This window comes from Dactylosporangium vinaceum, from assembly GCF_019904175.1.
GTDB lineage: Bacteria > Actinomycetota > Actinomycetes > Mycobacteriales > Micromonosporaceae > Dactylosporangium > Dactylosporangium vinaceum.
The window spans coordinates 3933881-3959957 of the sequence record NZ_CP061913.1; the positions used below are offsets into that span (position 1 = coordinate 3933881).

The 26077-nt window shown below is 70.1% G+C and carries 21 protein-coding genes; 10 read left to right on the top strand and 11 right to left on the bottom strand.

Annotated elements, in window-relative coordinates:
* Positions 1 to 5: 5 nt before the first annotated feature.
* Both Dvina_RS17630 and Dvina_RS17635 read left to right on the top strand, forming a co-directional pair.
* Positions 6 to 1067: an alkane 1-monooxygenase gene (locus Dvina_RS17630; RefSeq protein WP_223105581.1), complete on the top strand. Its 1062-nt coding sequence runs from the start codon at positions 6 to 8 to the stop codon at positions 1065 to 1067.
* Between the two features lie 36 nt (positions 1068 to 1103).
* Positions 1104 to 1373, top strand: coding sequence for a hypothetical protein (locus Dvina_RS17635; protein ID WP_223103554.1), 270 nt, complete (start codon positions 1104 to 1106; stop codon positions 1371 to 1373).
* A gap of 239 nt (positions 1374 to 1612) precedes the next feature.
* Here the strand turns inward: Dvina_RS17635 and Dvina_RS17640 are convergent, their stop codons facing one another.
* Positions 1613 to 2215, bottom strand: a complete 603-nt coding sequence (locus Dvina_RS17640) for an HD domain-containing protein (protein WP_223103555.1) — start codon at positions 2213 to 2215, stop codon at positions 1613 to 1615.
* A gap of 389 nt (positions 2216 to 2604) precedes the next feature.
* The gene (locus Dvina_RS17645; RefSeq protein ID WP_246656284.1) at positions 2605 to 3579 is read right to left on the bottom strand and encodes a LacI family DNA-binding transcriptional regulator; all 975 of its coding nucleotides are present in this window, start codon (positions 3577 to 3579) and stop codon (positions 2605 to 2607) included.
* A gap of 207 nt (positions 3580 to 3786) precedes the next feature.
* Between Dvina_RS17645 and Dvina_RS17650 the strand changes: the two genes are divergently transcribed.
* The 3 genes from Dvina_RS17650 to Dvina_RS17660 are packed head-to-tail and all read left to right on the top strand — an operon-like array spanning position 3787 to position 9865.
* The gene (locus tag Dvina_RS17650; RefSeq protein WP_223103557.1) at positions 3787 to 5115 is read left to right on the top strand and encodes an MFS transporter; all 1329 of its coding nucleotides are present in this window, start codon (positions 3787 to 3789) and stop codon (positions 5113 to 5115) included.
* A gap of 26 nt (positions 5116 to 5141) precedes the next feature.
* Entirely contained in the window at positions 5142 to 7631 is a 2490-nt protein-coding gene (locus Dvina_RS17655) for a glycoside hydrolase family 78 protein (RefSeq protein WP_223103558.1), read from the top strand.
* Entirely contained in the window at positions 7628 to 9865 is a 2238-nt protein-coding gene (locus Dvina_RS17660; RefSeq protein ID WP_223103559.1) for a glycoside hydrolase family 3 C-terminal domain-containing protein, read from the top strand. The genes Dvina_RS17655 and Dvina_RS17660 overlap by 4 nt, the downstream gene beginning before the upstream one ends.
* Positions 9866 to 10013: 148 nt before the next feature.
* On the opposite strand, the gene Dvina_RS17665 is transcribed toward Dvina_RS17660, so the two are convergent.
* The 3 genes from Dvina_RS17665 to Dvina_RS17675 form a co-directional block, all read right to left on the bottom strand.
* On the bottom strand, positions 10014 to 10718 hold the full coding sequence (locus Dvina_RS17665) for a histidine phosphatase family protein (protein WP_246656285.1): 705 nt from the start codon (positions 10716 to 10718) through the stop codon (positions 10014 to 10016).
* A 122-nt stretch (positions 10719 to 10840) separates the two neighbouring features.
* Positions 10841 to 12391, bottom strand: coding sequence for an arabinofuranosidase catalytic domain-containing protein (locus tag Dvina_RS17670; protein WP_223103560.1), 1551 nt, complete (start codon positions 12389 to 12391; stop codon positions 10841 to 10843).
* A gap of 126 nt (positions 12392 to 12517) precedes the next feature.
* The gene (locus Dvina_RS17675) at positions 12518 to 13903 is read right to left on the bottom strand and encodes a poly(ethylene terephthalate) hydrolase family protein (protein WP_223103561.1); all 1386 of its coding nucleotides are present in this window, start codon (positions 13901 to 13903) and stop codon (positions 12518 to 12520) included.
* Between the two features lie 527 nt (positions 13904 to 14430).
* Here Dvina_RS17675 and Dvina_RS17680 point away from each other — a divergent pair.
* The gene (locus Dvina_RS17680; protein WP_246656286.1) at positions 14431 to 15207 is read left to right on the top strand and encodes a pentapeptide repeat-containing protein; all 777 of its coding nucleotides are present in this window, start codon (positions 14431 to 14433) and stop codon (positions 15205 to 15207) included.
* A gap of 367 nt (positions 15208 to 15574) precedes the next feature.
* Positions 15575 to 17398, top strand: coding sequence for a methyl-accepting chemotaxis protein (locus Dvina_RS17685; protein WP_343217166.1), 1824 nt, complete (start codon positions 15575 to 15577; stop codon positions 17396 to 17398).
* Between the two features lie 133 nt (positions 17399 to 17531).
* On the opposite strand, the gene Dvina_RS17690 is transcribed toward Dvina_RS17685, so the two are convergent.
* The gene (locus Dvina_RS17690; RefSeq protein WP_223103563.1) at positions 17532 to 18164 is read right to left on the bottom strand and encodes a hypothetical protein; all 633 of its coding nucleotides are present in this window, start codon (positions 18162 to 18164) and stop codon (positions 17532 to 17534) included.
* 148 nt (positions 18165 to 18312) lie between these two features.
* Positions 18313 to 19275, bottom strand: coding sequence for an NADP-dependent oxidoreductase (locus tag Dvina_RS17695; protein ID WP_223103564.1), 963 nt, complete (start codon positions 19273 to 19275; stop codon positions 18313 to 18315).
* Between the two features lie 146 nt (positions 19276 to 19421).
* Here Dvina_RS17695 and Dvina_RS17700 point away from each other — a divergent pair, with 146 nt between their 5' ends.
* From Dvina_RS17700 to Dvina_RS17710, 3 genes are all read left to right on the top strand, one after another.
* Positions 19422 to 21002 (top strand): FAD-binding oxidoreductase, encoded by a 1581-nt coding sequence (locus Dvina_RS17700; protein ID WP_246656288.1) that lies wholly within the window; start codon positions 19422 to 19424, stop codon positions 21000 to 21002.
* Positions 20999 to 21400, top strand: coding sequence for an SgcJ/EcaC family oxidoreductase (locus tag Dvina_RS17705; protein ID WP_223103565.1), 402 nt, complete (start codon positions 20999 to 21001; stop codon positions 21398 to 21400). The genes Dvina_RS17700 and Dvina_RS17705 overlap by 4 nt, the downstream gene beginning before the upstream one ends.
* Positions 21401 to 21497: 97 nt before the next feature.
* Positions 21498 to 22118 (top strand): dTDP-4-dehydrorhamnose 3,5-epimerase family protein, encoded by a 621-nt coding sequence (locus Dvina_RS17710; protein WP_223103566.1) that lies wholly within the window; start codon positions 21498 to 21500, stop codon positions 22116 to 22118.
* Between the two features lie 48 nt (positions 22119 to 22166).
* On the opposite strand, the gene rfbD is transcribed toward Dvina_RS17710, so the two are convergent.
* The 4 genes from rfbD to Dvina_RS17730 are packed head-to-tail and all read right to left on the bottom strand — an operon-like array spanning position 22167 to position 26050.
* Positions 22167 to 23129 carry a dTDP-4-dehydrorhamnose reductase gene (gene rfbD / locus Dvina_RS17715; RefSeq protein WP_223103567.1) on the bottom strand — a complete coding sequence of 321 codons (963 nt, stop codon included), beginning with the start codon at positions 23127 to 23129 and terminating at the stop codon, positions 22167 to 22169.
* Entirely contained in the window at positions 23126 to 24004 is an 879-nt protein-coding gene (gene rfbA / locus Dvina_RS17720; RefSeq protein WP_223103568.1) for a glucose-1-phosphate thymidylyltransferase RfbA, read from the bottom strand. Before rfbA ends, rfbD begins: the two co-directional genes overlap by 4 nt.
* 41 nt (positions 24005 to 24045) lie before the next feature.
* Complete coding sequence (locus Dvina_RS17725) at positions 24046 to 24882, bottom strand: SDR family oxidoreductase (RefSeq protein WP_223103569.1); 837 nt, start codon at positions 24880 to 24882, stop codon at positions 24046 to 24048.
* 10 nt (positions 24883 to 24892) lie between these two features.
* Positions 24893 to 26050: a nucleotide disphospho-sugar-binding domain-containing protein gene (locus Dvina_RS17730; protein WP_223103570.1), complete on the bottom strand. Its 1158-nt coding sequence runs from the start codon at positions 26048 to 26050 to the stop codon at positions 24893 to 24895.
* Positions 26051 to 26077 lie beyond the last annotated feature (27 nt).

Sequence of the window (26077 nt, forward strand, 5' to 3'; positions counted from 1 at the left end):
TTGCACTGGTAGTCCCGGCGCTGCCGTTCGCCGCGCTCGGACTCGCCGTGGCTACTGGTAGCGCCTGGGCATGGTGGCTCACGCCGTTCGTGGTCTTCGTGCTCATCCCCGCTGTGGACCTCATCTTCGGCGAGGATCGGCAGAACCCGCCGGAGGATGTCGTCCCGGCGCTACAACGTTCGCCGTACTACCGGTGGATCACGTATCTCTACCTGCCGGCGCAGTACGCGTCGTTGGTCACCGGGTGCTGGGTATGGCAGAGCTGGCTTTCTCACGGCGCCGTCGATCTGGTCGGTGCCACCGGGTTGACGCTGACGGTCGGCATCGTCAATGGCGTCGCGATCAATACTGCGCACGAGCTCGGGCACAAACGGGAGTCCGTGGAGCGCTGGCTGTCGAAGATCGCGCTCGCCCCGACTGGCTACGGCCACTTCTTCGTCGAGCACAACCGCGGCCATCATGTCCGGGTCGCCACGCCGGAGGACCCGGCCAGCTCCATGCTCGGCGAGAGCCTCTGGCGATTCTGGCCGCGCACGGTCGTCGGCAGCCTGCGCTCCGCATGGCGGCTGGAGACTGCCCGGCACCGCATCCGGGGCCGCAGCCCGTGGACCCTGCGCAACGACGTGCGCTCCGCGTGGGCGATGACGGGCGTGCTGTACTCGGTGCTCGTCGGCGTGTTCGGCTGGGCCGTGGTGCCGATGCTGCTGCTCCAGGCCGTGGTGGGCTTCACCTTGCTGGAGGCGGTGAACTACCTCGAGCATTACGGGTTGCGCCGGCAGCGCACCGAAGCCGGGCGGTACGAGAAGGTCGACCCGCGTCACAGCTGGAACAGCGACCGCCTCGTCACGAACGTGTTCCTGTTCCAGTTGCAGCGTCACAGCGATCACCACGCCAATCCGCTGCGCCGCTACCAGGTGCTACGCAGCTTCAATGAATCACCGCAGCTACCGGCTGGATACGCCACCATGGTCGTCCTTGCCCTCGTACCGCCGCTGTGGCGCCGGGTCATGCACGCCCGCGTCCTCGCGCACTACGCCGGCGACGCCGCCCAGGCCAACACCGGCTGAGACCAATTCACCGCCGGCGACGGAGTCAACATTGCGGTGAGCGTGTCGGCGAACGACCGGACCAAGTCGGTCGCGGCGCGCGGCGTCCTCGATGAGCAGTACGTCGCGCTCGTCGCACCAGCTGCGGATCCGCGCGAGCTTCGAGGTGAGGCCGCCGCCGGTGTGCACGACCACGACCGCGGCGATCTCGGGTGTCCAGCCAGCGCCGATCACTGCGAAGTCCAGGCAGAGGCCCGCTTCGTACAAACACCGACCGGCACCCACCCGCCGCGTGCTCCCCAAGGTCGATGCGTCGTGCCGCCCTGACCGGTAGGCGGGGCCGGGTTGGTGCCACTCCCGCCGCTGGCACTTCATCCGGCGTGCGCGGCGGCTGGTGTGCTTCAAAAGGATGGTGACCCAGGGCGATCCTGACAAGACCCTGGAGCGCCATGGTGGCGCGACCTCGTGAACATCGATGTGACCACATATGCTCAGCCGCACGTCAAGCTCGACCTCGTTGAAGAACAGGCCGCGTCGTGAGACCGGCGTGCTGCCTGTGGTCGCGGTCAGTTCGCAGCGTTGGCTTCGGCTCGTCGCTGGCGCAGGAGTTCGGCCCCGATCGAGTACGGCGGCGCTGCGGCTTCCGAGCGCGCGGCGTGATCGGCGATCGCGTCGCGTACTGAGCGGTCACCCACGGGTCGTGGATAGGCCACACGCACCTGCCGCAGCAACCCGTCGTCGAGGCCATCGGTGAAGCGGCCGGCGTCCATGAACACGCCCTTGTAGGTCAAGTAGGTCAGCAGCCCGCGCCGATCGGCGATGCCATGCGAGGAGTGCAAGGCGATCGCCTCCCAGACCTGATCGACATCGGCAGCGGGGACTGCATGCTCGGTCAGCAGCGCCGCAGCCAGATCGGCGCCCTCCACCTCGAACCGCGTCCGTCCCCGGGCGAGACTGCCCAGACCGAGGTCGTGCAGGACGCAGGCGGCGAAGAGCAGATCCTCCCGGTACTGCGCGTCCGCCACAGTGCCCTCGTGCACAGCCCGGATGCGGGCGTACAGGAAGCTTCGGATGCTGTGCTCGGCGATCGGGGGACTCTCGGAAGTCCGCGTGATCGAGAGAATCGCGTCGGGCAAGAGGCCGCTTGGCAAGGCCAGCACGTCGGTCATGAGGCGACCGTAAAAGCCTCTCGGCGCCGACGACAGTGGCCCGCGAGACGTCTACCGCAATGATCCGGCCATCATCGTCGGGTCGATCATGCGTGGCCGGAGTTTCCGGTCGCAGCGACGAGCGCGCACACGATCTCGAGGCGCCGCTGTCATTCACTGGCGTTCGAGGGGGACCCGGACGAACTGCAGGCCGGGCATCGGGTTGGGCGCCTCGACGTACTACGCGTGGCGGCGCCAGGCCGCCGGGCCAAGCGACCGCACCGTGGCCGGCTGTTGAACACCTAGGACATCTGGACCGCATCCGGCCGTAAACGGGTGGCTCTGCATCAGCGCCACGTGGTCGGCTCGATGGGCAGGGTCTGGCCGCCGGCGGCGTTGCGAGTTCCGGGTCAGTCGGGAGCGGCGGTGGACTCCCGCATGACGAGCGATGCATCCACTTCGGAGGGCCCCGCCGGCACGCCTCGGCCGTCGGCAAGATGGAGCGCCATGCCGGCGACGAAACGACCCAGGCCGATGGAGTCGATGCGGACGCTGGACAGCGCCGGCACGAACAGCGCGGCGATCGGGCTGTCGTCGTGGCCGACGACGGCGAGGTCCTGCGGCACGCGGTGGCCGGCGCGGATCGCGGCGCCGGCCACCGCGGCGGCGATGTCGTCGTTGTAGCCCACGACGGCGGTGACCTTGGCGCGACGCCAGGTGCTGACCGCGGCCCCGGCTGAGTCGTCGGCCGGATTGAGCAGGCGGGCGTCGAGTGGTGGCAGGCCGAGCGCGGCGGCCGTTTCCTCGGCGGCCTGCTGCCGGACCGCGACGAGCGAGGCGAGGCGGGGATCGGTGGCGCCGGCGAAGGCGAGCCTGCGGTGGCCGAGCTCGTACAGGTGGCGGACCTGCAGGCGGGTGCCGGCGGTCGCCGCGGGGGTATCGGGGATCGGCTGCTCGGGGTCGGGGAACAGCTTCGTGATGCCGCTGGCACGCAGGGCGGTCGCGACCGCAGGGTCGAACGGAGCGGTGCCGATCACGACCTCCGGCTCGAGGGCTTCCCACAGCGGTCGGGCGCGGTCGGTGGCGTGGCGGGTGTAGGTGACCATGGAGTAGCCGGCCTCGTCGAGCGTGTGGGCGGCCTCCTCGAGGTACTGCCGCATCGTGTGGTCGACCGGCCAGTCCGGCAGCACGAACAGCACGATTCGGCTTCCGCCGCGGGCGAGGGCCTGGGCCGCCTTGTGCGGGCGGTAACCGAGCCGGGATGCCTCCTGCAGCACCCGGCTCCGGGTGGCCAGGGAGATGGTCTGGCCGGGCGTGTTGTTCAGGACGAACCCCACAGTCGCCCGGGAGATCCCCAGTGACCGTGCGATGTCGGCCGCGGTCACGCGCCGTCCTGTCTGGTTCGCCACTCGGCTCCCTCCGTCGGTGGGATCCTAAAACTTGCGCGCGCTAGCGCGTGAACCCCTGCCTACTTGCGCGCGCTAGTCGCTCGTGCTTGACTTCGCCGAAACTAGTGCGCGCTAGTTCGTCGTGGCACCCCGACCGGCCCGCCGGACCACGCAGAACGGCGCCACTCCCGACGGAGGCAACCCATGACGCTCGCCGCCGGCGACCCGCAACCCGCCGCCACCCCCGCACCCTTACCTGTCCCGCCGGTGGAGCCGCCCCCCGGCAGCGCGGACAAGACGACACAGAAGGTCGACGCCACCTACATCTGGCTCATCGTCATCGCACAGTTCGGCGTGTTCGTCGCCTTCATCACGCCGATCGCCATCTCGCTCGCGATCCGGGTCCAACAGCTGGCCCCCGGCCACGAGGACTACCTCGGCTACATCACCGGCGCCGGCGCGATGGTGCCCCTGCTGCTCAGCCCGCTGCTCGGCGTACTCAGCGACCGAACCCGCAGCCGGCTGGGCCGCCGCCGGCCGTGGATGCTCGGCGGCACCGTCATCGGCGTCGTCTCCCTGGTTGTCATGGCGCTCGCGCCGAGCATCTTGGTCCTCGGCCTCGGCTGGCTACTCGCCCAGCTCGGCTGGGGCACCACCTTCGCCAACCTGCAGACCTCCACCGCCGACCGGCTGCCGGAGGAGCAACGCGGACGGGTGGCCGGCCTCAGCGGCTTCGCCCAGCAGATCGGCCCGGTGGTCGGCGTCGTGATCGCCGGCGGGCTCAGCGGCAGCAACCTGCTGCTGTTTCTGGTGCCCGGCGCGATCGGCGTCCTGCTCGTTGTTCTGTTCACCGGGGTTGTGCCCGAACGCGACAGCCGGGGTCTGGCGGTCGGTGAGCCGCTCAGCGTGGCGACGCTGGCGGCGAAGTACCTCTACCACCCGCGCCGCTACCCCGACTTCTCGTGGAACTGGCTGGGCCGGTTCCTGTTCTACCTCGGCCTCACGTTCAACACGACCTTCACCGCGTTCTTCTTCGCCGATCGCCTCGACGTCCCGGTCGAAGAGGTGGCGGGTCTCATCGCGGTGCTCGGCGGCGTCGGCGTCCTGGCGACCGCCGCCGGTGCGATCGGCGGCGGATTCCTGTCCGACCGCCTGCACCGACGGCGGCCGTTCGTGCTCGCCGCCGGATCGGTGTTCGGCCTCGGCGCCGTGCTGATGGCGGTCGCGCCCGGCCGGCCGGTGCTGTTCGCCGGATCGCTGATCTGCTCGCTCGGCATCGGTGCGTTCGCTGCCGTCGACCAGGCGCTGCTGCTGGACGTCCTGCCCGAGCGGCAGACCGCGGCCGGCCGGTTCATGGGCATCACCGGCTTCGCCACCTCGATCCCGCAGGCGTCCGGGCCGTTCATCGCGCCGCTGTTCCTCGCCGTCGGCGCGGCCGGCGGGGCGAAGAACTACACACTGCTCTACGCGGTCGCCGCCGCCTGCACGGTGCTGGGCGGACTGGTCGTGCTGCGCATCAAGTCGGTCAAGTGACCGCGTACGGAAGGGTTGACCCGATCGTGTCCAGCTCCTGGCAGGCGTCGTTCATCAGCGCCGAGACCCCGTCCGAGGCGGGTGATCCTGCCGTCTACTTCCGCCGCGAGCTCGGCGTGGGGGAGGGCGTGCGGCGGGCGACCCTGCACGTGACCGGCCTTGGCATCGTCGAGCCGTACGTCAACGGCGTCCGCGTCGGGGCGGACGTACTGCTGCCGGGGTGGACGTCCTACCGGCACCGCCTCGACGTGCGCAGCTACGACGTGACCGACGCGATCACCGCCGGCGCCAACGCGGTCGGTGCGGTCGTCGGGGAGGGTTGGGCGGTCGGCCGTCTCGGCTGGGAGCACCGGCGAGCGCACTACGCCGACCGGCCGGCCCTGTGGCTGCAGCTGGACCTCGAGTACGACGACCGCACCGAGACCGTCGGCACCGACAGCGGGTTCCGCGTCGCTACCGGCGCGGTCCGGGCGAACAGCCTCTACGACGGCGAGACCTACGACGCGCGCCTCGAACCGGACGGCTGGCCCCGGCCCGGATTCGACGACACCACCTGGCAGCCCGCTCGGCCGTTCGACTGGAACCTCGCGGCACTGACCAAGCCGATCGCCCCGCCGATCCGCCGGATCGAGGAACTCCCACCGGCCGCCATCACGGCCGGCCCGGCCGGCACCACAATCGTGGACTTCGGGCAGAACATCTCCGGCTGGGTCCGGATCACCGTCACCGGCGAGGCCGGGGACACCATCACCCTGCGCCACGCCGAGCACCTCACCCCCGCCGGCGAGCTGGACACCCAATCCAACCGCAGCGCCGAGGCCACCGACCGGTACACGCTGCGCGGCGGGGCGCCGGAGACCTGGGAGCCACGGTTCACCTTCCACGGCTTCCGCTATGTCGAGGTCGACGGCTGGCCGGGGGAGCTGACACCGGACGCCGTCCGGGCCGTGGTCGTGCACAGCGACATGATCCGGACCGGCTGGTTCGAGTGCTCCGACGAGCTCGTCAACCGGCTGCATGCCAACACCGTGTGGTCGATGCGGGACAACTTCGTCGGTGTCCCCACCGACTGCCCGCAGCGCGACGAGCGGCTCGGCTGGACCGGTGACCTCAACGCGTTCGCGCCGACCGCGGCCTACCTGTACGACGTGCGCGGGGTGTTGCGCTCTTGGCTGGCCGACCTCGCGGCGGAGCAGCGGGCGACCGGATTCGTGCCGTGGGTGGTGCCCGACGTGCTGTCGACCCCGTCCCCGCCGACCGCGCTGTGGAGCGACGCCGCGGTGAGCGTGCCGTGGCAGCTCTACCAGGAGTACGGCGACGTCGACATCCTGCGCGACTGCTACGACTCCATGGCGGCCTTCGTCCGGCAGGTCGAAGGGCTGCTGGACGAGCACGGCCTGTGGAGCGCCGGCTTCCAGTACGGCGACTGGCTCGACCCGGACGCCCCGGCCGACAACCCCGCCGGCGGCAAGACCGACCGTCACCTGCTGGCGTCCGCGTACCTGTGCCGGACCAGCCGCGAGACGGCGCGGGCCGCGACGCTGCTGGGCCGGGACGAGGACGCTGCGCACTTCACCGCCCTCGCCGAGCGGGTGCGGGCCGCGTTCCGCCGGGAGTACGTCACCGAGGCCGGCCGGATCGTCAACGAGTCCGCCACCGCGTACGCCCTCGCGATCACCTTCGGCATCCTCGACGAGCAGCAGCGGCACAAGGCCGGCGACCGGCTCGCCGAGCTCGTCGCCAAGGCCGGCTACCGCATCTCGACCGGGTTCGCCGGCACGCCGCTGATCACCGATGCGCTGTCCTCGACCGGGCACCTGACCGAGGCGTACCTCCTGCTCATGCAGCGGGAGTGCCCGTCGTTCCTGTACCCGGTGACGATGGGCGCCACCACGATCTGGGAGCGGTGGGACGCCGTGCGGCCCGACGGCACCCTGAACTCGACCGGGATGACGTCGCTGAACCACTACGCCCTGGGCGCGGTCGCCGACTGGCTGCACCGCGTCGTCGGAGGGTTGCAGCGCACCGAGCCCGGTTGGCGGCGGATCCGCATCGCACCACAGCCCGGCGGTGGCCTCACCGCCGCTCGGGCCGCCCACGACACCGTGCTCGGCCGGGTGGAGGTGCACTGGCGCGTCGACGGCGACGAGCTGGCCGTCGACGTCACGATCCCGCCCGGCGCCGAGGCCGAGGTGGTGCTGCCGCTGCACCCGGCCGACGCGGCCGAACAGGTCGGCCCCGGCCACCACACCTGGCGCTACCCGCTGCCGGCCGGCCACGGCGCGCGCCCCGAGTACACCATGGACACGCCACTGAAGACGATCGCCGACGACCCCACCGTCTGGCCCGGCGTCAGCGCCGTCTTCGCCAGGTACTTCCCCGGCATCCCGATCGACGGCTCCGCCCCCGAGGCCGCCGCGATGTCGCTGACCACCGTGCTGCAGTACATCCCCGGTGTGCCCGACGGCCTCGAGGCCGACCTGTGCGCCGCGCTCAACCCGGAAGGATCCGCATGAACGACGTCACCGACCTCACTCTCGAGCAGAAGGCCTCCCTGCTGTCCGGCCACAACATGTGGTCGACCAAGCGGCTGGACGAGGCGGGGCTGCCGTCGATCGTGCTGACCGACGGCCCGCACGGGGTGCGCCGCCAGACCGGAGCGGCCGACCACCTCGGGATCAGCGTCAGCGAGCCGGCCACCTGCTTCCCGCCGGCCGTCGCCGTCGGCTCGTCCTGGGATCCTGAGGTCGCCGCCCGCCTCGGACAGGCGGTCGGTCGCGAGGCCCGTGCGCTCGGCGTCAGCGTGCTGCTCGGACCCGGCGTCAACATCAAGCGGTCGCCGTTGTGCGGGCGCAACTTCGAGTACTACTCGGAGGACCCGTACCTGTCCGGTGTACTGGGTAGCGCGTACACCCGGGCGATGCAGGCAGAGGGTGTCGGCGCGTCGGTCAAGCACTTCGCGGCCAACAACCAGGAGACCGACCGGATGCGGGTGAGCGCCGACGTCGACGAGCGCACCCTGCGGGAGATCTACCTGCCGGCCTTCGAGCGTGTGGTGACCGAGGCGGTGCCGGCCACCGTCATGTGTTCGTACAACCGGATCAACGGTGTGTCAGCGGCGCAGAACCGCTGGCTGCTGACCGACCTGCTGCGCGACGAATGGGGGTTCACGGGAGCGGTCGTGTCCGACTGGGGTGCGGTCGGCGACCGGGTCGCCGCGCTCTCGGCCGGACTGGACCTGGAGATGCCGGGCAACGGCGGCGTGACGGACCGGGAGATCGTCGACGCGGTGCGCAGCGGGGCGTTGGACGAGTCGGTGGTGGACGAGGCCGTGCGGCGCGTCCTCGCGCTCGCCGAGGCGTGGCCCGCGGCGGGTTGGACGTTCGACGCCGACGCCCACCACGCGCTCGCGCGGGACCTGGCGGCGCAATGTGCCGTGCTGCTCAAGAACGACAGCCGGACGCTGCCACTGGACACCGCCGGCAGCGTCGCCGTCATCGGTGCCCTCGCCGCCGAGCCGCGGTACCAGGGCAGCGGCAGCTCCCGGGTCAACCCCACCCGTCTTGACACCGCGCTGGACAGCATCCGCGTGCACGCCGAGGCGTACGGGCAGACCGTAGCCTGGGCGCCGGGGTTCACCGCCGACGGCAGCGGTGACGCCGAGGCGCTGCGGGCCGAGGCGGTGCGCGTCGCCGCCGCAGCCGACGTCGCCGTCGTCTTCGCCGGCCTGGGCGACAAGGAGGAGTCTGAGGGCTTCGACCGCACCCACCTCGACCTGCCGGCCGCTCAGGTGGAAGTGATCCGCGCGGTTGCCGCCGCGGCCCGGCGCACCGTCGTCGTGCTCGCCAACGGCGGCGTGGTGTCGCTGGAGGGCTGGCACGACGACGTCGAGGCGATCCTCGAGGGCTTCCTGCTCGGGCAGGCGGGCGGCGGCGCGCTGGCGGATCTGCTCTACGGCATCGCGAACCCGTCCGGGCACCTTGCCGAGACGCTTCCCCTGCGGTTGCAGGACACGCCGAGCTACCTCACCTTCCCCGGCGAGCAGCAGCACGTCCGCTACGGCGAGGGCGTCATGGTCGGCTACCGGTACTACACCAGCGTCGAGGCGCCGGTGCGCTACCCGTTCGGGCACGGTCTGACCTACACCACGTTCCACACCCGCCACCTCGCGGTCACCGTCACCGGCGACGACACCGCCGAGGTCACCGTCACCGTCGCCAACACCGGTGCGCGGGCCGGTAGCCATGTCATCCAGGTGTACGTGGCGACCGACGCCGGACCGGTCCGTCACCCCGCCCGAGAGCTCCGCGCGTTCGCCAAGGTCGCCTTGGAGCCGGGGGAGGAGCGTACCGTCACCCTGACCCTCGACCGGCGGGCGTTCGCGTACTGGGACATCATGCACGAGCGGTGGGTCGTCGCCTCCGGTCAGTACCGGATCCAGGTCGGCACGGACGCGGCCACGGTCGTGGCTGAGGAGCCCGTCAAGCTCGGCGGCGACCCGCTGGTCACCCCGCTGTCGATGGACTCCACTGTCGGCGAATGGTTCGCCCATCCAGTCGCCGGTCCCGCGCTGATGCGGGGCATGACCGCCGCGATGACCCCCGAGCAGCGCGCCCAGGCCGAGCAGCAACAGGACCAGCTGCGCATGGTCGAGTCGATGCCGATGCGCGTGTTCATCGGCTTTCTCGGTCAGGCCGTCCCGCAGGCGGCCCTGGACCAGCTCATCGAGGCCAGCCGGGAGGCCCGGTGAGCCCGTCTCCCTGACCGGCATGCCCGACGTCCGCCGACCCACAGGCCGATTGCACGCGCGCAAGACGAACCGATGACAACCGCCAACCCAGCGGCCACCAGTCCTCGCGTCCTCTTCCGCTCGATGAGCGGACGCCGTTGAGCTGCGGCTACAGGTGACCCGTGTCGTTGAAGCTGACCAGGGCCGGAGGTCGACCGGACTCCCACTGCACGATGGTGATCGCGCAGTTGTCCTGGTTGAGTCCGATCCAACGCCACTGCGGGGCGTCAAGCACGTGGCGGACGAACCAGCCGATCACGAAGTTGTGCGTGATCAGCAGCTCGCGCCGGTCACTGTCGCCGCTGACACCGAAGTGGTCGACAGCAGCCTGCAAGGCGACGGCGTCCTCGTCGCGCTCGTCGTGGGGCACGCCGTCGAGCCAGGCATGCCACCGGCCCGGGTAGCGACTGCGCTGCGCGGCGGATGGCACCGGCGTTCGATCCGTGATGAAGTCACAGGCGTGTCTCGGCACCTGCGGAAGATGGTGCGCGACGACCTCGGCCGTCTGGACCGCCCGGGCCAGCGGGCTGTGATGGACGGCCGCGAAAGGCGTCGTACGCAGCCGGCGGCCCAGCCGATCTGCCTGCTCACTTCCGAGCCGCGAAAGACCGCCTTCGGGGCCGTGACCGGAGGCCGGATCCTGTTCGCCGTGGCGGACCAGGTACAGCTGCGTGCGACCCATCGACGTCATCCCTTCGAATGTCGACAAGCGACGACCCACAGTAGGCCACCGAGGCGCGGGCCGCTCTGGGTGACGCACCTGTCCGGGGCGCTCTGGACCCGCGCCGAAGGAGATGGTCGATCGGGCCAGCATCACGGATCATTTCGGCGCCGCGATGCAGGTGGCCGGGGTTGAAGCCGAACAGGGGCGGCCCTGGCACCGTCCTCCCGGCGGGGAGGACGGTGCCGCGAATCAGGCCCTAGTTTCGGTCAGCGTCAGCGGTATCCGGCAGTGACGATGCTCGCCTGTATGGCGTCCTCGGTCGCGTCGTTCGGGTAGCCGGCCGTCACCGCACCCTCGAAGAACTCGCCGACACCGTAGTGACTGTTGTCCCCGCCGGTACCCAGCAGAATGGAACTGTCCAGCTTCATCGGCGAGTACCCGTTCGGCAGAGGACCGGAGTATGGCCGGACCAGCCCGCCGCTGGTGGCATCGCCGTACTTGAGCGTGAAGTTCGAGGTGCCGTTGTTCTTCTCCCACGCGGACACGAACGGGAAGTGCACCCCCGAGTTGTTCGGGTCCTTGTTGGAGCCGGTGTTGGTATGGAACATGCCGTTCTCCAGATCGGCCTCCACCCACGGGCCGGCGCCGACGCACGGGTTGTTCCCCCAGGTCCCGAACCAGCACGCGGTACCCCACTCGATTGCGTTCATTGTCGCGTTGCCCGCGTCAGTGTGCGAGTTCACGCCGCTGCCGTAGTCGAAGCAGCACTGGTCGTTCACGTAGTTCGACGAGGTAACCATGTAGATACCCTCCGGCTGGGACCCGGTCGGCACCTTCTTCGCGTTGTCGATCCGGTACCCCACGCCGGGGGTGACCTTGACGCCGTACGCCTTGTGGCCGCCGACGGTCACCGGCAGCGCCTTGGCGTCCGCAGGCACGTCGGCGCCGTTCGGCCCCGGACCCTTCCACAGGCCACCCCAGGAGACGGGCAGATCGTTGCGGTTGGCCGTCTGGTCGTAGATCTTCGTGATCGTGCAGGCGCTGTTCGCGCAGAACGTGTCCTGCGCGGCGGCGTTGGCCACGCCACCGGCCGACAGCAGCCCGATGTCCAGGTACTGCTTGTCCGACGTGCGCTGCACCTGGTACAGCGGCCCGTTGTACGCGACGAACAGCGCCCGGATGGTGCTGTGCGCCGTGACGCACGGGGTTCCGCCGGCCGCGTAGAGGTCACACGGCAGGCTCCCGGGCGGCGGCGGGCTGGTCGAGGCGCTCGACGACGGTGTAGGCGACGGCGTCGATCCACCGGAGACGGTCCACTGCTGGTTGCTCTGACCGTTGCAGGACCACAGAATGATCTTCGTACCGTTCGCCGTGCCGGCACCGTTCGCGTCGACGCACAGCCCGGACTGCACCCCGGTGATCGTGCCGTTCGAGTTGAAATTCCACTGCTGGTTCGCTTGGCCGTTGCAGTCCCAGATGATCACCTGGGTCCCGTTGGCCGTGCCCCGCCCGTACGCGTCGAGGCACTTGCTCCCGTTGTACACGGTCAGCTGCTTGCTGGCGGTATACGTCCAGCGCTGTCCGGTCGCGCTGCCGCAGTCGAACAACTGGACCTGGGTGCCGTTGGTGGTGGTGGAGTTCGGTACGTCCAGGCAGCGCCCGGACTGGACGCCCACGATCGTGGAGTCCTGGGCGGTGACCGCCGCCGACGCGATCCGAACCGTGACGATCCCCATCACCATGGCGAGCACGACGGCGGCGGCCGTCGCGGCCAGTCGCAGCGGTCGTCTCGGTGGTTTGACTGCGGGTGGCTGTGCGCTCATCTGAACGATCTCCTGTCAGGTCGGAGCGGGTACGAGTCGCGGCGTCAACTTCCGGATGGCGGCGGAGTTCACGGGGCCGTACCGCTCTGGGGACTGGCGGGGAAGCGAACACGTGTGGGCTCCGCGCTAGCGAAGGCTCCAACGCTGGTTGGCCTGGCCGTTGCAGGACCAGAGGATGATCTTCGTACCGTTCGCCGTGCCGGCACCGTTCGCGTCCATGCACAGCCCGGACTGCACCCCGGTGATCGTGCCGCCGGAGTTCACGTTCCACTGCTGGTTGGCCTGCCCGTTGCACGACCACACGATCACCTGCGTGCCGTTGCCGGTACCTGCACCGTTGGCGTCCAGGCACAGGTTTCCCGCGCCCTGCAGTTGCTTACCGGCGGTGTAGGTCCAGGTCGCACCCGGCTGCCCCGCGCAGTCCTGCAGCTGCACCTGGGTACCCGCGCTCTGGCTCGTCGCGGTCACGCACCGACCCGACTGCGAACCCACGATCTGCTGAGCGCCGCTCGCCGGTGGAGTCCGCGACGGCTGCGCGGACACCGACGCCGAGGCCGAAGGATGCGAGGACGGCGAGGCGGAGCTCGGCGACGGCGTCGGGCCGCCCGGCGGTATCAGTGGACACTTGGCGCTGTACCGGGAGACGCCTGTCGGGTCCGGGATCGTCGGGCACATGAACTGGGTGTAGCGGGTGTCGTTGTCCACGAACAGCTTCAGCCACGGGACGAGCCGGCGGATCTCGACGTTGTTGGCCCGAGTGAAGAACAGGTGGTCGGCGCCGCTGAGCTGCACGTAGGCGCTCTGGGTCGTCGCCGGGAGGGTGGCGTACAGATTGTCGAGGTAAGCCGGCGTGACGGTGGGGTCGGTCTGGCCGCCGACGAACAGGGTCGGCACGCGGTCGGTGGACAGGCTCGACAGCCCGGTCGGCGACCCGGGGGCGAGCCCGACCACGGCCCGCAGTGACGGGCGTTGCATGGCCGCGAGGAGTGCGCCGGCCCCGCCGGCCGAGTGGCCCATGACGGAGAGCCGGTCGGGGTCGACCCGGTCGCGCACCGGACTGCGCTGGGTCAGGTAGTCAAGCGCGGCGAGCAGCTGCATGCCGCGGGCGTCGGCCCCGTCGGTGCGGCTGTTGGTCTCGATGCCGATGACGACGAACCCGAACGAGGCCAGGCGCGGGCCCATCCAGGCTTCCTCGTTGGCGAAGAGCGCCGAGTAGCCGGGCACGATCGCCACCGCGCCCCACGTGCCCAGGCTGGTGTCGGTCGGGTAGTAGATGGAGCCGCCGTTGAAACCGTTCCCGGCCGGCACGGTCAGCTGCGCGGTGGCGAACGGGCCGTTGGTCGCGGCGACGCCGGCGACGGTCGGGTCCGGGCCCCGCTGGTAGGGGTTGTCGGCCGCCGAGGCGGGGTGGGCCAGGACCCCGGCCGCCAGCCCGAACGCGCCGAGCACGACCGCTATCAGGGCGATGCCGAGCCGGGTCGGTCCCGCGCCTTCTATGACGCGTCGTCGCATCGCGCTACCTCCTTCGGGCGGGGCAGGCGGGAGCCTCGCAACCGGTTGTGAAAAACAGTGTCGTCAGTACTGCGGCGGCTTGTTAGCGCTCACAGAACCTTCGCGAAGACATTGACATCCGTGCGTGAAAAGTCACAAGCGACGCGGCCCGCGCGGCGCCCGTGTGGCGGGGTGAACGCGCACGTCAAGGGCGGCCCGGGCGCGGATCCGGCGGCCGTGAAAACAGGGCGCGACTTGCTTCCACGACGTCCATAACGGTTTCTCCGCGCATCCATGCCGACGGGCCGGCCAGCGTGGCCCGGCGGTGCGAGGGCCGACCGCGGCATCGGGGAGCACTCTCGGCGCCCAGCCGGGCCGGAGTCGCCGACGCACCGGTCTCGGCGACGATCTCGGCCAGTACCGGGGGCCTTGCCGCCGACGCGCGGGAGCGGCCGCAACCACAGCCCGGCGGATTTGCTATGTCCGGGACGCCCTGTGCCGCTGCCTCGTATGCTGGCAGGACCCATCAGACGCTCCAGGATGAAGCTGTGCCTGAGCAAGCAGGCGATGAAGCTCGTGAAGCCGACGAACAATTCCGCGGAAAGTGTGAAGACTGTTTCGGGCTCTGCTGCGTCGCTCCCAGCTTCCCCGCGTCTGCCGATTTTGCTATCACCAAAGAAGCCGGGAAACCGTGTCCGAATCTGGCGGCCGAGTTCCGGTGCACCATCCACAGCAGTCTGAACGCCCGGGGCTTTCGCGGCTGCGTTGCCTACGACTGCTTCGGTGCCGGTCAGAAGGTTTCCCAACTGGCCTTCGGCGGCCGCTCAGGGCGGGACGCACCGGAAACCGCCGAGCGAATGTTCGAGACGTTCCGATTTGTGCGGCACCTGCACGAAATGCTCATCCCCTTAACCGTCGGGGCGACTCTGGAGGCGGCCGAGCCACTGCGCCGACGTCTCAATGCGCTGCGAGAGGACATCGACCGGTTGACCCGGGCCGGCGCCGACGAGATCCTCGCCGCGGACCTTCTCGACTACCGACGCCGAACGAACAGCCTGCTGCTGCTCCTCGCGTGTGAGCTGACGCGCGCGGACGGCACACGCAAGATCAGTCGCCGCGGCGTCGACCTGAGCAACACCGACCTGAGCCACGCCGACCTGCGGCGCGTCGACTTCACCAACGCAAGCCTGCACGGCGCCCGGCTCACCTACGCCGACCTACGCGGGGCCAACCTCACCGGCGCCGACCTAACCCAAGCGGATCTGACCGGCGCGGATCTGACGGGAGCCATTTTCGACGCCACCACCGCAGACAGAGCAATCTGACCATCGCGTGCACGCTCTTCGGCAGGACAGGAAGTCCTCGCGTCACCATGGACATTACGACAGCGGCGGGGTCCAGGCACGGCGACCACTGAGGCATGTAGCGAACGCCGGAGCCGGGTAGCCGGCTCTGTCTACGCGAAGGCGGAGGAAGAGTGGCGCCCGCGGCCGGCGAGGCGAGGATCAGCGTCCGGCCGTCGGGCTGCCGAGGAGCATTATCGGCTGCGAACCTGTCCGCTTGAGCCGTTGCGCTGATGCAGCGCCGCGATTTGTCGGTGAGAGTCGTCGCGTCTGAGGTGTGCCGCTTTCGGTTCAGCGCTGCCCGGGCCTTCGGGCCGGTGCTGGTCCAGCACGGGGGGAGATGATGGCCATGATGGCATCGACCAGCGGGGCGAGGCGTTCAGCCGGTCTCGGGGTCCGCGGCAGAATTCTGGTGACGGCCGCGATCGGATTGCTTGTCGCGGTGGTCGTCGGCGTCGTGGGATTGCTGGCGCTGGCTGGCGCGAGCAATGCGGCGAACCAGATCTACACCAGCAACGTGGCAAGCGTGTCCGCAGTCGGCGACATCCGGGCCGCGGTCGCGCAGGCCATGGTAGATGCAGCCCAGCATGCGATCTCGCAGGATGTGGCGACGATAGCGAGGTACGAGCAGGCGTTCACCACCGACCTGCAGACGTTCCAGACCGCGATGGCCGCCTACCGCAACTCCCATCCGGCCGCCACCGCGAAGGCGATCGACGAGGTCCAGCAGCAGTGGGACGCCTACGTCAGTATCGTGCAGACGAAGCTCATCCCGGCCAGTCGGGTCAACGATCTGGCCGGCTGGCAGAAGGTCCGCGACAGTGAGGTAGTCCCGCTGGTGAACGCCATGAGCACCGACCTGGCGGCGCTACGGGCGACCGAGGCGGCTGATGCGGCGAAGTCCGCCGCGTCGGCGCGCAGCGGCTACCGCACCAGCCGAACGGTCTCCATCGTGCTGCTGGCACTGACCGCTGCTATCTATGTCGCACGTCAGGTGGTGCGCGCGCTGGCGCGCATCGAACGGGTCTGTGAAGCCCTTGCGGTCGGCGACCTGACCCAGACGGCCGGGCTGACGTCGCAGGACGAGCCGGGCCGCATGGGCCGGGCCCTGGACGAGGCGATCGGGAAGCTGCGCGCGACGATGGCCACGATCGGTGAGTCGGCGGTGTCCCTCGCCGGAGCGTCGCAGCAGATGTCGGCGGTCTCGGTGCAGATCGCCACATCCGCCGAGGAAGCCTCGGCGCAGGCGCAGGCGGTGTCGGCCGCCGCCGAGGAGGTGTCGCGCAGCGTCGACACGGTCTCGGCCGGCGCGGAACAGATGGGCGCCTCGATCCGCGAGATCTCCAGCAACGCCTCCGAGGCAGCGCAGGTCGCCGCGACCGCCGTGCACACCGCCGCGCAGACCACCGCCACGATGCAGCAGCTCGGCGAATCCTCCGCACAGATCGGCAATGTCGTCGCGGTGATCACCTCGATCGCGGAGCAGACGAACCTGCTCGCCCTCAACGCCACGATCGAGGCGGCCCGGGCCGGCGAGTCCGGCAAGGGATTCGCCGTGGTCGCCACCGAGGTCAAGGATCTGGCGCAGGAGACGGCGAAGGCGACCGAGGACATTTCCCGGCGTGTGCAGGCGATCCAGGCCGACACCGCCGGCGAGGTTGCCGCGATCGAGCAGGTGACTCAGGTGATCGCCCGGATCAGCGACTACCAGACCACTGTCGCCTCCGCCGTGGAGGAGCAGACCGCCACCACAGCGGAGATGTCCCGTAGCGTCACCGAGGCCGCCTTTGGTACCGGGCAGATCGCCGCGAACATCACCGGCGTCGCCGAGGCGGCGAACACCACCAGCCAGAGCGTCACCGAGTCCAGCAGTCCGCCACCGACCTGGCCCGCATGTCGAGTGACCTGTCCGCCTTGGTCGGCAACTTCCGGTACTGACCGCCGCCGAAGCCGTTGCCGTGGGGCGGGGCGCAGCACCGCTGCACCTGCCCCGCGGGAAGTTCCGTTCAGGCCCAGCGGTCGGCGGCCAGCCGGGGATGGACCAAGTGCGCCGCCGGGCATTGTGGCCATGTTCGACGGCGATATCGCCCACCTGCCGGTGATCAGCTGGGTCCGGGCCATGTCGAGTTGCATATCGGTGCTGGTGTCGGAGGTACTCCATGACCAGCTGTGATGGTGACCGGCTGCCGCCGTAGGCCAGGGCCCATGTTCGAGCGCAGGCTCTGCACCGCGGCCACAGTGGTGTTGGTGTACTGCCCGGACGCTGCCGATCTCGCCACCGGTGCAGCGCTGCGTGACCGGCGGAGTCAGAGCGGCTGCACGATGTCGGCGGACAGTAGCGACACCTGGGCTGCTGCGTCCGCCGGTTTCGCGGTGCCCGGGCCGCTGAAGGTGAAGTCGAGGAGCAGCCCCTCCGCGACGAGCACGCACGTCGCTGTCCCGGCGCAGGCGGCTCGCCCGCCGATGGCCGGCACGCGCACGCGTTCGATGTCGCCCGGCGCGAACCCGGCCAGGGCCGCGTCGACCTCGCCGTCTTGGTCCGGCCCGAACGTGGTGCTGGTCGCTCCGGAGACCACGACGACGTTGCGGGGATCGAGGTCGGACACGTACACCGCGCCGACCGGGTCTTTGGCGCCCGACGCGCGCAGCCGCTCGATCGCGGATGTCGCCGTCCCGCCGTCGGGCTGGCGCGTGTAGTGATCGGCGGTCGTCGGCAGGACGATCTTCCACACCACAACGACGGAACGCGCGGCCCGGGGCGCCGTGCGGCTGGAGGCTGGTGTGGCGGCGATCGGCCGATGAGCCACGGCGTTGAACCGCGCGACCCCCTTGGCGAGCACCAGCCCACCGACACCACACATCACGGCAACCGACAGCGCAACCGCGGCGCGCCCGCCGACGCCCGCCCGCACGTTCCGCACCGGCTCCATGTTGGTCATGGCCGCAGGGTACGGTCATCGCCCGCACATCATAGAGCCGGGCAGGTCCGGCCCGCGCGGTCCGCTGGGGTGGCGGGGCCGGTGCCGCCACCCGGGTCGTCGGCCGGCTCGCCGAACCGTCCGGTGCGAAGGTGCCCGGCTGTCCGCTTTACGGCTTAATGATGAGTTTGCCGCGGAGGTGGCCCCGCTCGCTGACCCGGTGGGCCTGCGCGGCTTCCTCGAGCGGGTACGTGCCGGCGATGGGTAGTCGTAGCCGGCCCTCCGCGGCGAGGGTGGCGACTGTCGCGATCCGCTCGGCCGCTCCGGCCGGTTCGCCGAAGATCATCCGGACGCCGTGCTGGTCGGCCGCGGGGTCGGCGATGGTGACGACCCGCTGTGGTCCGCCGGCCATTGTGACGAGCGCGGCGAGGCTGCCGCGGCCGGAGGCGTCCAACGCGGCGTCGATCCCGTGGGGTGCGAGTTGCCGCAGCCGATCGGCCAGGCCCTCGCCGTAGCTGACGGGGGTGGCTCCGAGCTCGCGCAGGTAGGCGTGGTTGGCCTCGCCGGCCGTGCCGATCACGGTTGCGCCGGCCTGGACGGCGAGTTGGACGGCCACCGTGCCGACCCCGCCGGCCGCGCCGTCGACGACCAGGGTCTCGCCGGCTTTCAGGCCGAGCTCGGCGAGTGCGTATGCGGCGGTGTTGGCCGCGATGGGCAGGCCGGCGGCGACATCCCAGGCCAGGCCGGATGGCTTGGCCGTGAGCCCGTCGGCGGGGGCGAGGACCTGCTCGGCGTAGCCGCCCAGCGTGGTGCCACCGAGGACCTCGTCACCGACGGTGAAGCGGGTGACGCCGGGCCCGAGCGCCGTGATCACCCCGGCGACCTCGCCGCCCGGCACGGCTGGAAACTCGACCGGGATGAACGTCACCGCGCCGGCGCGCAGTTTCCAGTCCAGTGGATTGACGCCGGCGGCCCGGACCGCGATACGCACCTGCCCCTCGCCGGGCGACTCGACCCGGCGTTCGATCACTTCGAGGACCTCGGGTCCGCCGAATGCTGAAAATGCCACTGCTCGGTACTGCTCCGTCACGGTGTTCCTTCCCGCTGCGAATTGTTCGACGCCATCGAGCATATGTCGATTGAGATTCGACGATGCATGCGGACTCGGCAATTCCGGTGCTATCAGCGGAATTGAGTGATCCTTGAGTGTCGGCGGAGGGCGGCGGCTGAGTGTCGCAGGAGCAGGGTTGATGTTGACGCCGAGAGGAATTCCCGCCGATGACCGATATGCAGACCCTCCGCCCAGCTGCGGCCGGACCGCACCGGGCGGCACCGCCGGTCGCTGTGCGGCCCGGCGACCCCCGTTACGAGGACCTGGCGCTGCGTCGCCGCAACGAGCGGTTCGCGCACCGGCCTGACCGGTTCTATCTGGCCTGGTCGACGGAGCAGGTGGTGGCCGCCGTCCAGGCGTCGGTGGACGCCGGGCGGCCGGTGACGGTGCGCAGCGGCGGGCATTCGCTGGAGAATTCCGTCGGCGAGCATGCTGGTGGTGTCATCATTGATCTCGCAGGTATGCGGAACATTTCTTTTGATGCCACGCGGCGTGCCTTCGAGGTCGAGTCCGGCGCGACGCTGGGCGAGGTATTCCGTATGCTGTACCTCAATTGGGGTGTCACCATTCCGGGTGGATGGTGTCATTCAGTTTGCGTGGGTGGTCACATACAGGGCGGTGGTTACGGTGCCCTGTCGCGCAGTCTGGGCTCGGTCGTTGACCATCTGTACGGTGTCGAGGTCGTCGTCGTGGACGCCGACGGGCGGGCCCGGACCGTCGAGGCGACCCGGGAAATCGACGACCCGAACCGCGATCTGTGGTGGGCTCATACCGGTGGCGGCGGCGGCAATTTCGGCGTCGTCACGCGCTACTGGCTGCGATCGCCGGTCGACGGCGACGATCCCGCGATGCTGCTGCCGAAGCCCCCGGCCCTACAGCTCACTGGCGGCATGATGTGGTCGTGGGCCGATCTGCCCGCCGACCGGTTCAGCGCACTGATGCACAACCACGCCAGATGGCACGAGTCGAACAGCGCGCCCGGCGACCGCGGCACTGCGCTGCACTCGACGCTCATGGTGACCGCGCGCGGCGAAACCGACAACCCGACCGACATCCTCTTGTTCGCCATGCTCGACGGCAGCGAGCCCGACGCGCGAGCGGTACTCGAGGGCTACTTCGATGCGGTCGGCGCCGGCATCGGGGGTAACCGGTTCGTCACCGAGCCCCAGCCGTGGCTGTTCGCGGTGGTACCCCCGGATGTCGACGCCGATGCGCAGCGAGGGGCCGAGTACGCACGGTACAAGGGTAAGGCGGGCTACCTGCGCCGCGGGTTCTCCGATGCCCAGATCGCCACGATCCACCGGTACCTCACCGGTGAGCCGAGGCCGGAGATGGAGCTGGCGCGGCTGTGGCTCGTGTCGTACGGCGGTCAGGTGAACGCCGTCGATGCGGCGGCCACCGCGTTGGCGCAGCGCGACTCGATCCTGAAAGCGGTGTACACCGCGACGTGGCGCGACGCCGCGGACGATGAGACGAGCCTGCTGTGGCTGCGCCGCTTCTATAGTGACGTCTACGCCGATACGGGTGGTGTTCCGGTGCCCGGCGACATCAGCGACGGCTCGTACATCAACTATCCGGACGTCGATCTGGCCGATCCGGCGTGGAACACCTCCGGCGTGCCGTGGCACGACCTGTACTACAAGCACAACTATCCGCGGTTGCAGCACATCAAGCGCCGCTTCGACCCCCACAACGTATTCCGGCACACGCTGTCGATCGTGCCGGAGCAATCCGAGGAGCACCGATGACCACCAGCACGACCCATGAGTCCGAGGAAGCCGTCAAGGGTGTATTGGACCGGTTGCAGGACACGTGGCAGGCCGGCGATGCCGACGCGGTCTCCCAGATCTACACGGACGATGCCACGCTCATCATGACCGGGGTGTTCCTGAACGGCCGGGAGGAGATCCGGCAGTTCATGGCCGCCGCCTTCGCCGGTGCGCTGGCCGGTAGCCGGCCGCACAACGTGCCGCGGCTGATTCGCCGTATCAACGACGACACCGTGGTCGTCATCAGCGACATCGGCATTCTGCTGGCCGGGCAGGATCAAGTCGCCGACGGCGAGCACCGCATCGCCACCTGGACCATCACTCGCCTTGCGGACGGCTGGCGGGTGGCCGCTTATCACAACTGCCCTGTTCCGTAGAGCAACCGCCGGCTGCGGCCGTGGCGTCGTTCCCCCGGCGGCGCCACGGCCGCTCTGTATGCCGCGGCCGTGCCCTGAGCCTGCCGATGGAGGCGAAATGCTGATCCGTGAGCTCCCTGTGCCCGACGCCTACGAGTGTGCGCCGCCGACGTTTCCCGATGCGCGCGGCCTGTATTACGTGCCGCTGCATCTGCCCTCACTCTCAGCTGTGCTCGGCTACCGGCCGGTCTTCGCGCAGGTCAACCATGCACTGTCGCGGCGCGGTGCGGTCCGCGGTCCCCACTTTGCCGACGTACCTCCCGGGCAGGCGAAGTTCGCGTATTGCTCCAGTGGCGCGCTGCTGGACCTGGTGGTCGACTTGCGGGTCGGCTCGCCGACATTCGGCAGGCATGCGGCGCTGCGCCTGGACGCGACGCAATGCCACGGCGTTTACCTCGCCGAAGGGCTGGCGCATGCGGTTGTCGCGCTGGAGGACGACACCGTCCTGACGTATCTGTCGTCGACACCGTACGATTCGGAGGCTGAGCACGGCGTCAATCCGCTCGACCCGGCTCTGGGCCTGCCGCTGCCGGCTGAGCTCGAGCTGATTGTCTCCGAGCGCGACCGTACCGCGCCGACCATCGGGCAGGCTCGTGCGGCGGGGTGTCTGCCGCGCTATGAGGACTGTCTGCGTCGGTATCGCGAACTGCGCCGACGGCCTGTTGCGGCCTTTGCGTGACGGCGGCGGCCACCGGCATCCGGTGGCCGCCGCCGATGGCAACGGCTGCTAACGTCGGGCGGCGATACGCTCCCGGCCAAACGGGGCTACTTCGATGGGCAAGTGGGCGAACAGGTCGTCGCCAAGCGCGGAGGACTCGAAGGCGGCGTCGAGCGCCGCAAGCCACGGCCGGGGCACCGGCAGGCCGGCCTCCCGCCAGCTGTCCAGTCCCAGGACGGAGTAGCCCGGTCGAGGCGCCGGGCGGCCGAACTCCGCAGTCGTGCACGGGCGCACCCGGTCCGGGTCGGCGCCGAGCCGGCGGAATATCTCGCAGGCGAGCCGGTGCCAGCTGGCGGCACCAGGATTGACGCAATGCAGCAGGCGCTCGGCCGGAGCGGCGTCGGCGGTGATCAGGTCGGCCAGCGCGAGCAGCCCGGCGGCGAGGTCACCGGCCCAGGTGGGCGAACCGATCTGGTCGGTCACGACCGAGACCCAGGGACGGTCGCGTTCCAGCCGGACCATAGTGGACAGGAAGTTGCGGTTGTGCGTGCCGTAGACCCAGGCGGTGCGCACCACCCAGGCGCGTGCACCGGAGCCTGTGACCGCCCACTCCCCGGCGAGCTTGGTCCGGCCGTAGACGCTCAGCGGATTGGGCGCGTCGAGCGGCTCGTAAGGCCGGCCGGTGCGGCCGTCGAACACATAGTCACTGGAGACGTGCACCATCGCGACATCGTGCCGGTGGCACGCGGCGGCCAGGTGCGCGGGGCCGAGGGCGTTGACGGCGAAGGCCCGTTCGGGCCTGGCCTCGGCTGCGTCCGCGTCGGTGAACGCGGCGGCATTGATGAGCACGGCTGGCAGCCCGCGGGCCCTGGCATCCGCGGCGAAGGCGCCGACCCTTGCCGCGGCGGCGGCCGGCCGGGTGATGTCCAGCTCGCCGGAGCGGCAGGAGCGGTACAGGTCACCGGCGGATCGGCGGCGGGCCAGTTCGGCGCCCAGCAGGCCGGCGCCGCCGGTGACAAGCAACGCCTTCATGCCGAGGCTCCGATCGGCGCCGCCGCCAGCACATACTGGCCGTAGGGCGAGTGGGCGTGCCGCTCGCCCAGTGCGCGGCAGGTGCGGGCGTCGATGTACCCCATCCGCAACGCGATCTCCTCCAGGCAGGCGATCGGGATGCCCTGCCGGTGCTGGATCGCCTGCACGAATTGCGACGCGCTGAGCAGCCCGTCGTAGGTGCCCGCATCGAGCCAGGCATACCCGCGCCCGAGCGAGTGCAGGGTCGCGCGACCCTCGTTGACGTACACCTGGTTGACGTCGGTGATCTCCAGCTCACCCCGGTGCGAGGGCAGGATGCCGCGGGCGATTTCGAGCACGTCGTTGGTGTACACGTACAACCCAGTGATCGCTTCGGAGCTGCGCGGGTCGGCCGGCTTTTCCACGATTCGGGTAAGCCGGCCGTCCGCGTCGGTTTCGGCGACGCCGTAGCGGTGCGGATCGGCGACGGTGTACCCGAACAGCGCGCAGCCGGTGACCTCCCGGACCGCCCGGCGCAGCAATAGCGCCAGACCCTGGCCGTAGAAGATGTTGTCGCCGAGGATCAACGTGACCGGGTCGCGCCCGACAAATGCCGCACCGACGCGGAATGCGTCGGCGATGCCCGCCGGGCGCGGCTGGACGGCGTACTGCAGCTGGAGCCCCAGGTCGCTGCCGTCACCGAGGACGCGCCGGAACGCGGGCAGATCGGTCGGGGTGGAGATGATGAGCACCTCGCGGATGCCGCCGAGCATGAGGGTCGACAGCGGGTAGTAGATCATTGGCTTGTCGTAGACCGGCAGCAGTTGCTTGGACAGCGCCCGGGTCAGCGGGTAGAGGCGGGTGCCGCTGCCGCCGGCAAGGATGATGCCTTTCATCGTGTTGCTCACTTTCCTGCGGGCCGGAGCGATCCGGGCGCTCAGCGGAAGTCGTCGGCGTGGTCGGCCGCCCAACGGGCGAAGGAGCGGCCGGTAACGCCCAACAGTTGCTGGCGCGCGTCCACAACGGGCACCGGGTGGTCGTCCCAGGTGCTGAGGTACCGCAGCAGCTGATCGACGACGTCGGCCTGACCCCACCGGCTCAGGGTCTCGCGGTACTGCTGTGGCTGCTGCTCCTCGAAGCGCACCGGCCGGTCGATGGCATCGCCGATGAGCTCGGCCTGGCGGATCTGCGGCATCGACTCCGGCCCGCTCATGACATAGATGACGCCCGCGTGCCCGGAACCGGTGAGCGTGAGGGCGGCAACGTCGGCGATGTCGTCCTCATGGACCGGGGCGGAGTGCGACTGCGGGTAGGGTGCGCGGACCACCGACTCCCGGCGGATCATATCGGCCCATTGCAGGGTGTTGGTGGCGAACGTGCCGGCGCGAAGGAACGTCCACGGGAGACGCGAGCGTCCGAGCGCGCGCTCGACCTGCACATGCAGCCGCGCGATCGGGTTGGTGTCGGCGTCGGGGAACGTCAACGAGCGGGTCGACAGCAGCGTCACGTGCTCGATCCCCGCCTCCTCCATCAGCCGTACCTGCTCTGCGGCGGTGGCCGGCCGGGCGTAGAGGAAGACGCGCGACACACCAACCAACGCCGGCGCCAGCGTTTCTGGGCGGCTCAGGTCGGCCTGCACGACCTCCAGGCCGTCGGTGAAGACGGCCTGGCCTGGCTCACTGCTGGCGACACGGACCTTCTCGCCGCGGGCGAGCAGTGTGTTGGCGAGGCTGCGGCCGACATGGCCGCGGCCGCCGGTGATGAGGATTGTCATGATTGCTCCTTCAGTGCGCGTGGCGAGCGTGCAGGGTGCGGGCGACGTCGGCGGGTGAGGGCATGGCGGCGATCTCGTCTCGGATCTCCGCGGTGGCGCGGCCGATGGCGGCCGAGTCGAGGGTGGTGGTGATGAGCTCCGCGGTGACGTGCCGCGAGGTCGTGCTCACCCCGGCCCCGCGGGCGGCCACGGCGTGGGCGGTGAAGTGTTGGTCCGACCCCTGCGGCAGGATGATCTGACGAACGCCGGCGGCCAGCGCGGTCAACGTCGTTCCGGAGCCTCCGTGGTGCACGATGGCGGTGCACGTGCTCAGCAGCGTGTTGAGCGGGACCCAGCCCTCGGCCCGGACGTTGGGTGGGAGCACCGGCAGCCGATCACGGTCGACGTCACCGAGGGCGAGCACGAATTCGGCGTCGACGGCGGCGAGCTCGGCCATGAGGTCGTCGAGCAGGGCCAGCCCGCCGTACTTGGGAACGAACGTACCGAGGGTGAGCGCCACCCGGGCCCGCCGCGGCGGACGGGTCAGCCAGTCCGGCAGTGCTCCCAGGGCCAGGTGGGATCCGTTGTACGGCACGTGGCGCAGCAGCCCGTGGCCGCCGTCGATGCGGTTGAGGCTCGGCGGGGTGGTTCGGAGCCGGTCGATCTCGGGCGGTTCGCCGACGACGCCGTGACGGTCATACGCCTCGGCCAGGGCGTGGCGAAGACGCTGAACCATGTCCGGGACGATGGCTAGGAGTGTCGTCAGGCTGACCAGCGGCGCGCCGACAGCGGTGGCGGCGAGGGCTCCGGCGCCCTGGATGTCAGTGCCTACGACGAGGTCGGGTCGCCACCGCCGGGCCAACTCGACCGCACCGTCGGCGACGAGGTCGGACAGCTCCGCGAACAGCTCCACGGCGGCTTTGATATCGGCCTCCTGGAGTTCACCGCCGCGGTACCAGACCAGCTGGCCCGAGCCGGCGTGCTGCGACCGGCGGGTGAAAGGGGCGGCGAGGTCGGCGTCTGGAGCAGCGAGGTCGGCATACGGCAGTCCGGCGCCGGCGCTGTCACGCATGCCGTTGCCGCCGCCGGCATAGAGGACGTCGTGCCCGGCGGCGCGCAGGGCCCAGGCGAGCGGCACGGTCGAGAAGATGTCGCTCGCCGTGGGATAGGTGCAGATGAGAACCCGCATATGGTGCCCTTCTCGTCGATTTCCGAT

Excerpts from the sequence above, each read along its gene's own strand:
- Dvina_RS17640 (WP_223103555.1), bottom strand. The coding sequence starts at position 2,215 with ATGACCGACGTGCTGGCCTTGCCAAGCGGCCTCTTGCCCGACGCGATT.
- Dvina_RS17650 (WP_223103557.1), top strand. The coding sequence starts at position 3,787 with ATGACGCTCGCCGCCGGCGACCCGCAACCCGCCGCCACCCCCGCACCC.
- Dvina_RS17660 (WP_223103559.1), top strand. The coding sequence starts at position 7,628 with ATGAACGACGTCACCGACCTCACTCTCGAGCAGAAGGCCTCCCTGCTG.
- Dvina_RS17665 (WP_246656285.1), bottom strand. The coding sequence starts at position 10,718 with ATGCTGGCCCGATCGACCATCTCCTTCGGCGCGGGTCCAGAGCGCCCC.
- Dvina_RS17670 (WP_223103560.1), bottom strand. The coding sequence starts at position 12,391 with ATGAGCGCACAGCCACCCGCAGTCAAACCACCGAGACGACCGCTGCGA.
- Dvina_RS17675 (WP_223103561.1), bottom strand. The coding sequence starts at position 13,903 with ATGCGACGACGCGTCATAGAAGGCGCGGGACCGACCCGGCTCGGCATC.
- Dvina_RS17685 (WP_343217166.1), top strand. The coding sequence starts at position 15,575 with ATGATGGCATCGACCAGCGGGGCGAGGCGTTCAGCCGGTCTCGGGGTC.
- Dvina_RS17690 (WP_223103563.1), bottom strand. The coding sequence starts at position 18,164 with ATGACCAACATGGAGCCGGTGCGGAACGTGCGGGCGGGCGTCGGCGGG.
- Dvina_RS17695 (WP_223103564.1), bottom strand. The coding sequence starts at position 19,275 with ATGCTCGATGGCGTCGAACAATTCGCAGCGGGAAGGAACACCGTGACG.
- Dvina_RS17700 (WP_246656288.1), top strand. The coding sequence starts at position 19,422 with ATGACCGATATGCAGACCCTCCGCCCAGCTGCGGCCGGACCGCACCGG.
- Dvina_RS17705 (WP_223103565.1), top strand. The coding sequence starts at position 20,999 with ATGACCACCAGCACGACCCATGAGTCCGAGGAAGCCGTCAAGGGTGTA.
- Dvina_RS17710 (WP_223103566.1), top strand. The coding sequence starts at position 21,498 with ATGCTGATCCGTGAGCTCCCTGTGCCCGACGCCTACGAGTGTGCGCCG.
- rfbD (WP_223103567.1), bottom strand. The coding sequence starts at position 23,129 with ATGAAGGCGTTGCTTGTCACCGGCGGCGCCGGCCTGCTGGGCGCCGAA.
- rfbA (WP_223103568.1), bottom strand. The coding sequence starts at position 24,004 with ATGAAAGGCATCATCCTTGCCGGCGGCAGCGGCACCCGCCTCTACCCG.
- Dvina_RS17725 (WP_223103569.1), bottom strand. The coding sequence starts at position 24,882 with ATGACAATCCTCATCACCGGCGGCCGCGGCCATGTCGGCCGCAGCCTC.
- Dvina_RS17730 (WP_223103570.1), bottom strand. The coding sequence starts at position 26,050 with ATGCGGGTTCTCATCTGCACCTATCCCACGGCGAGCGACATCTTCTCG.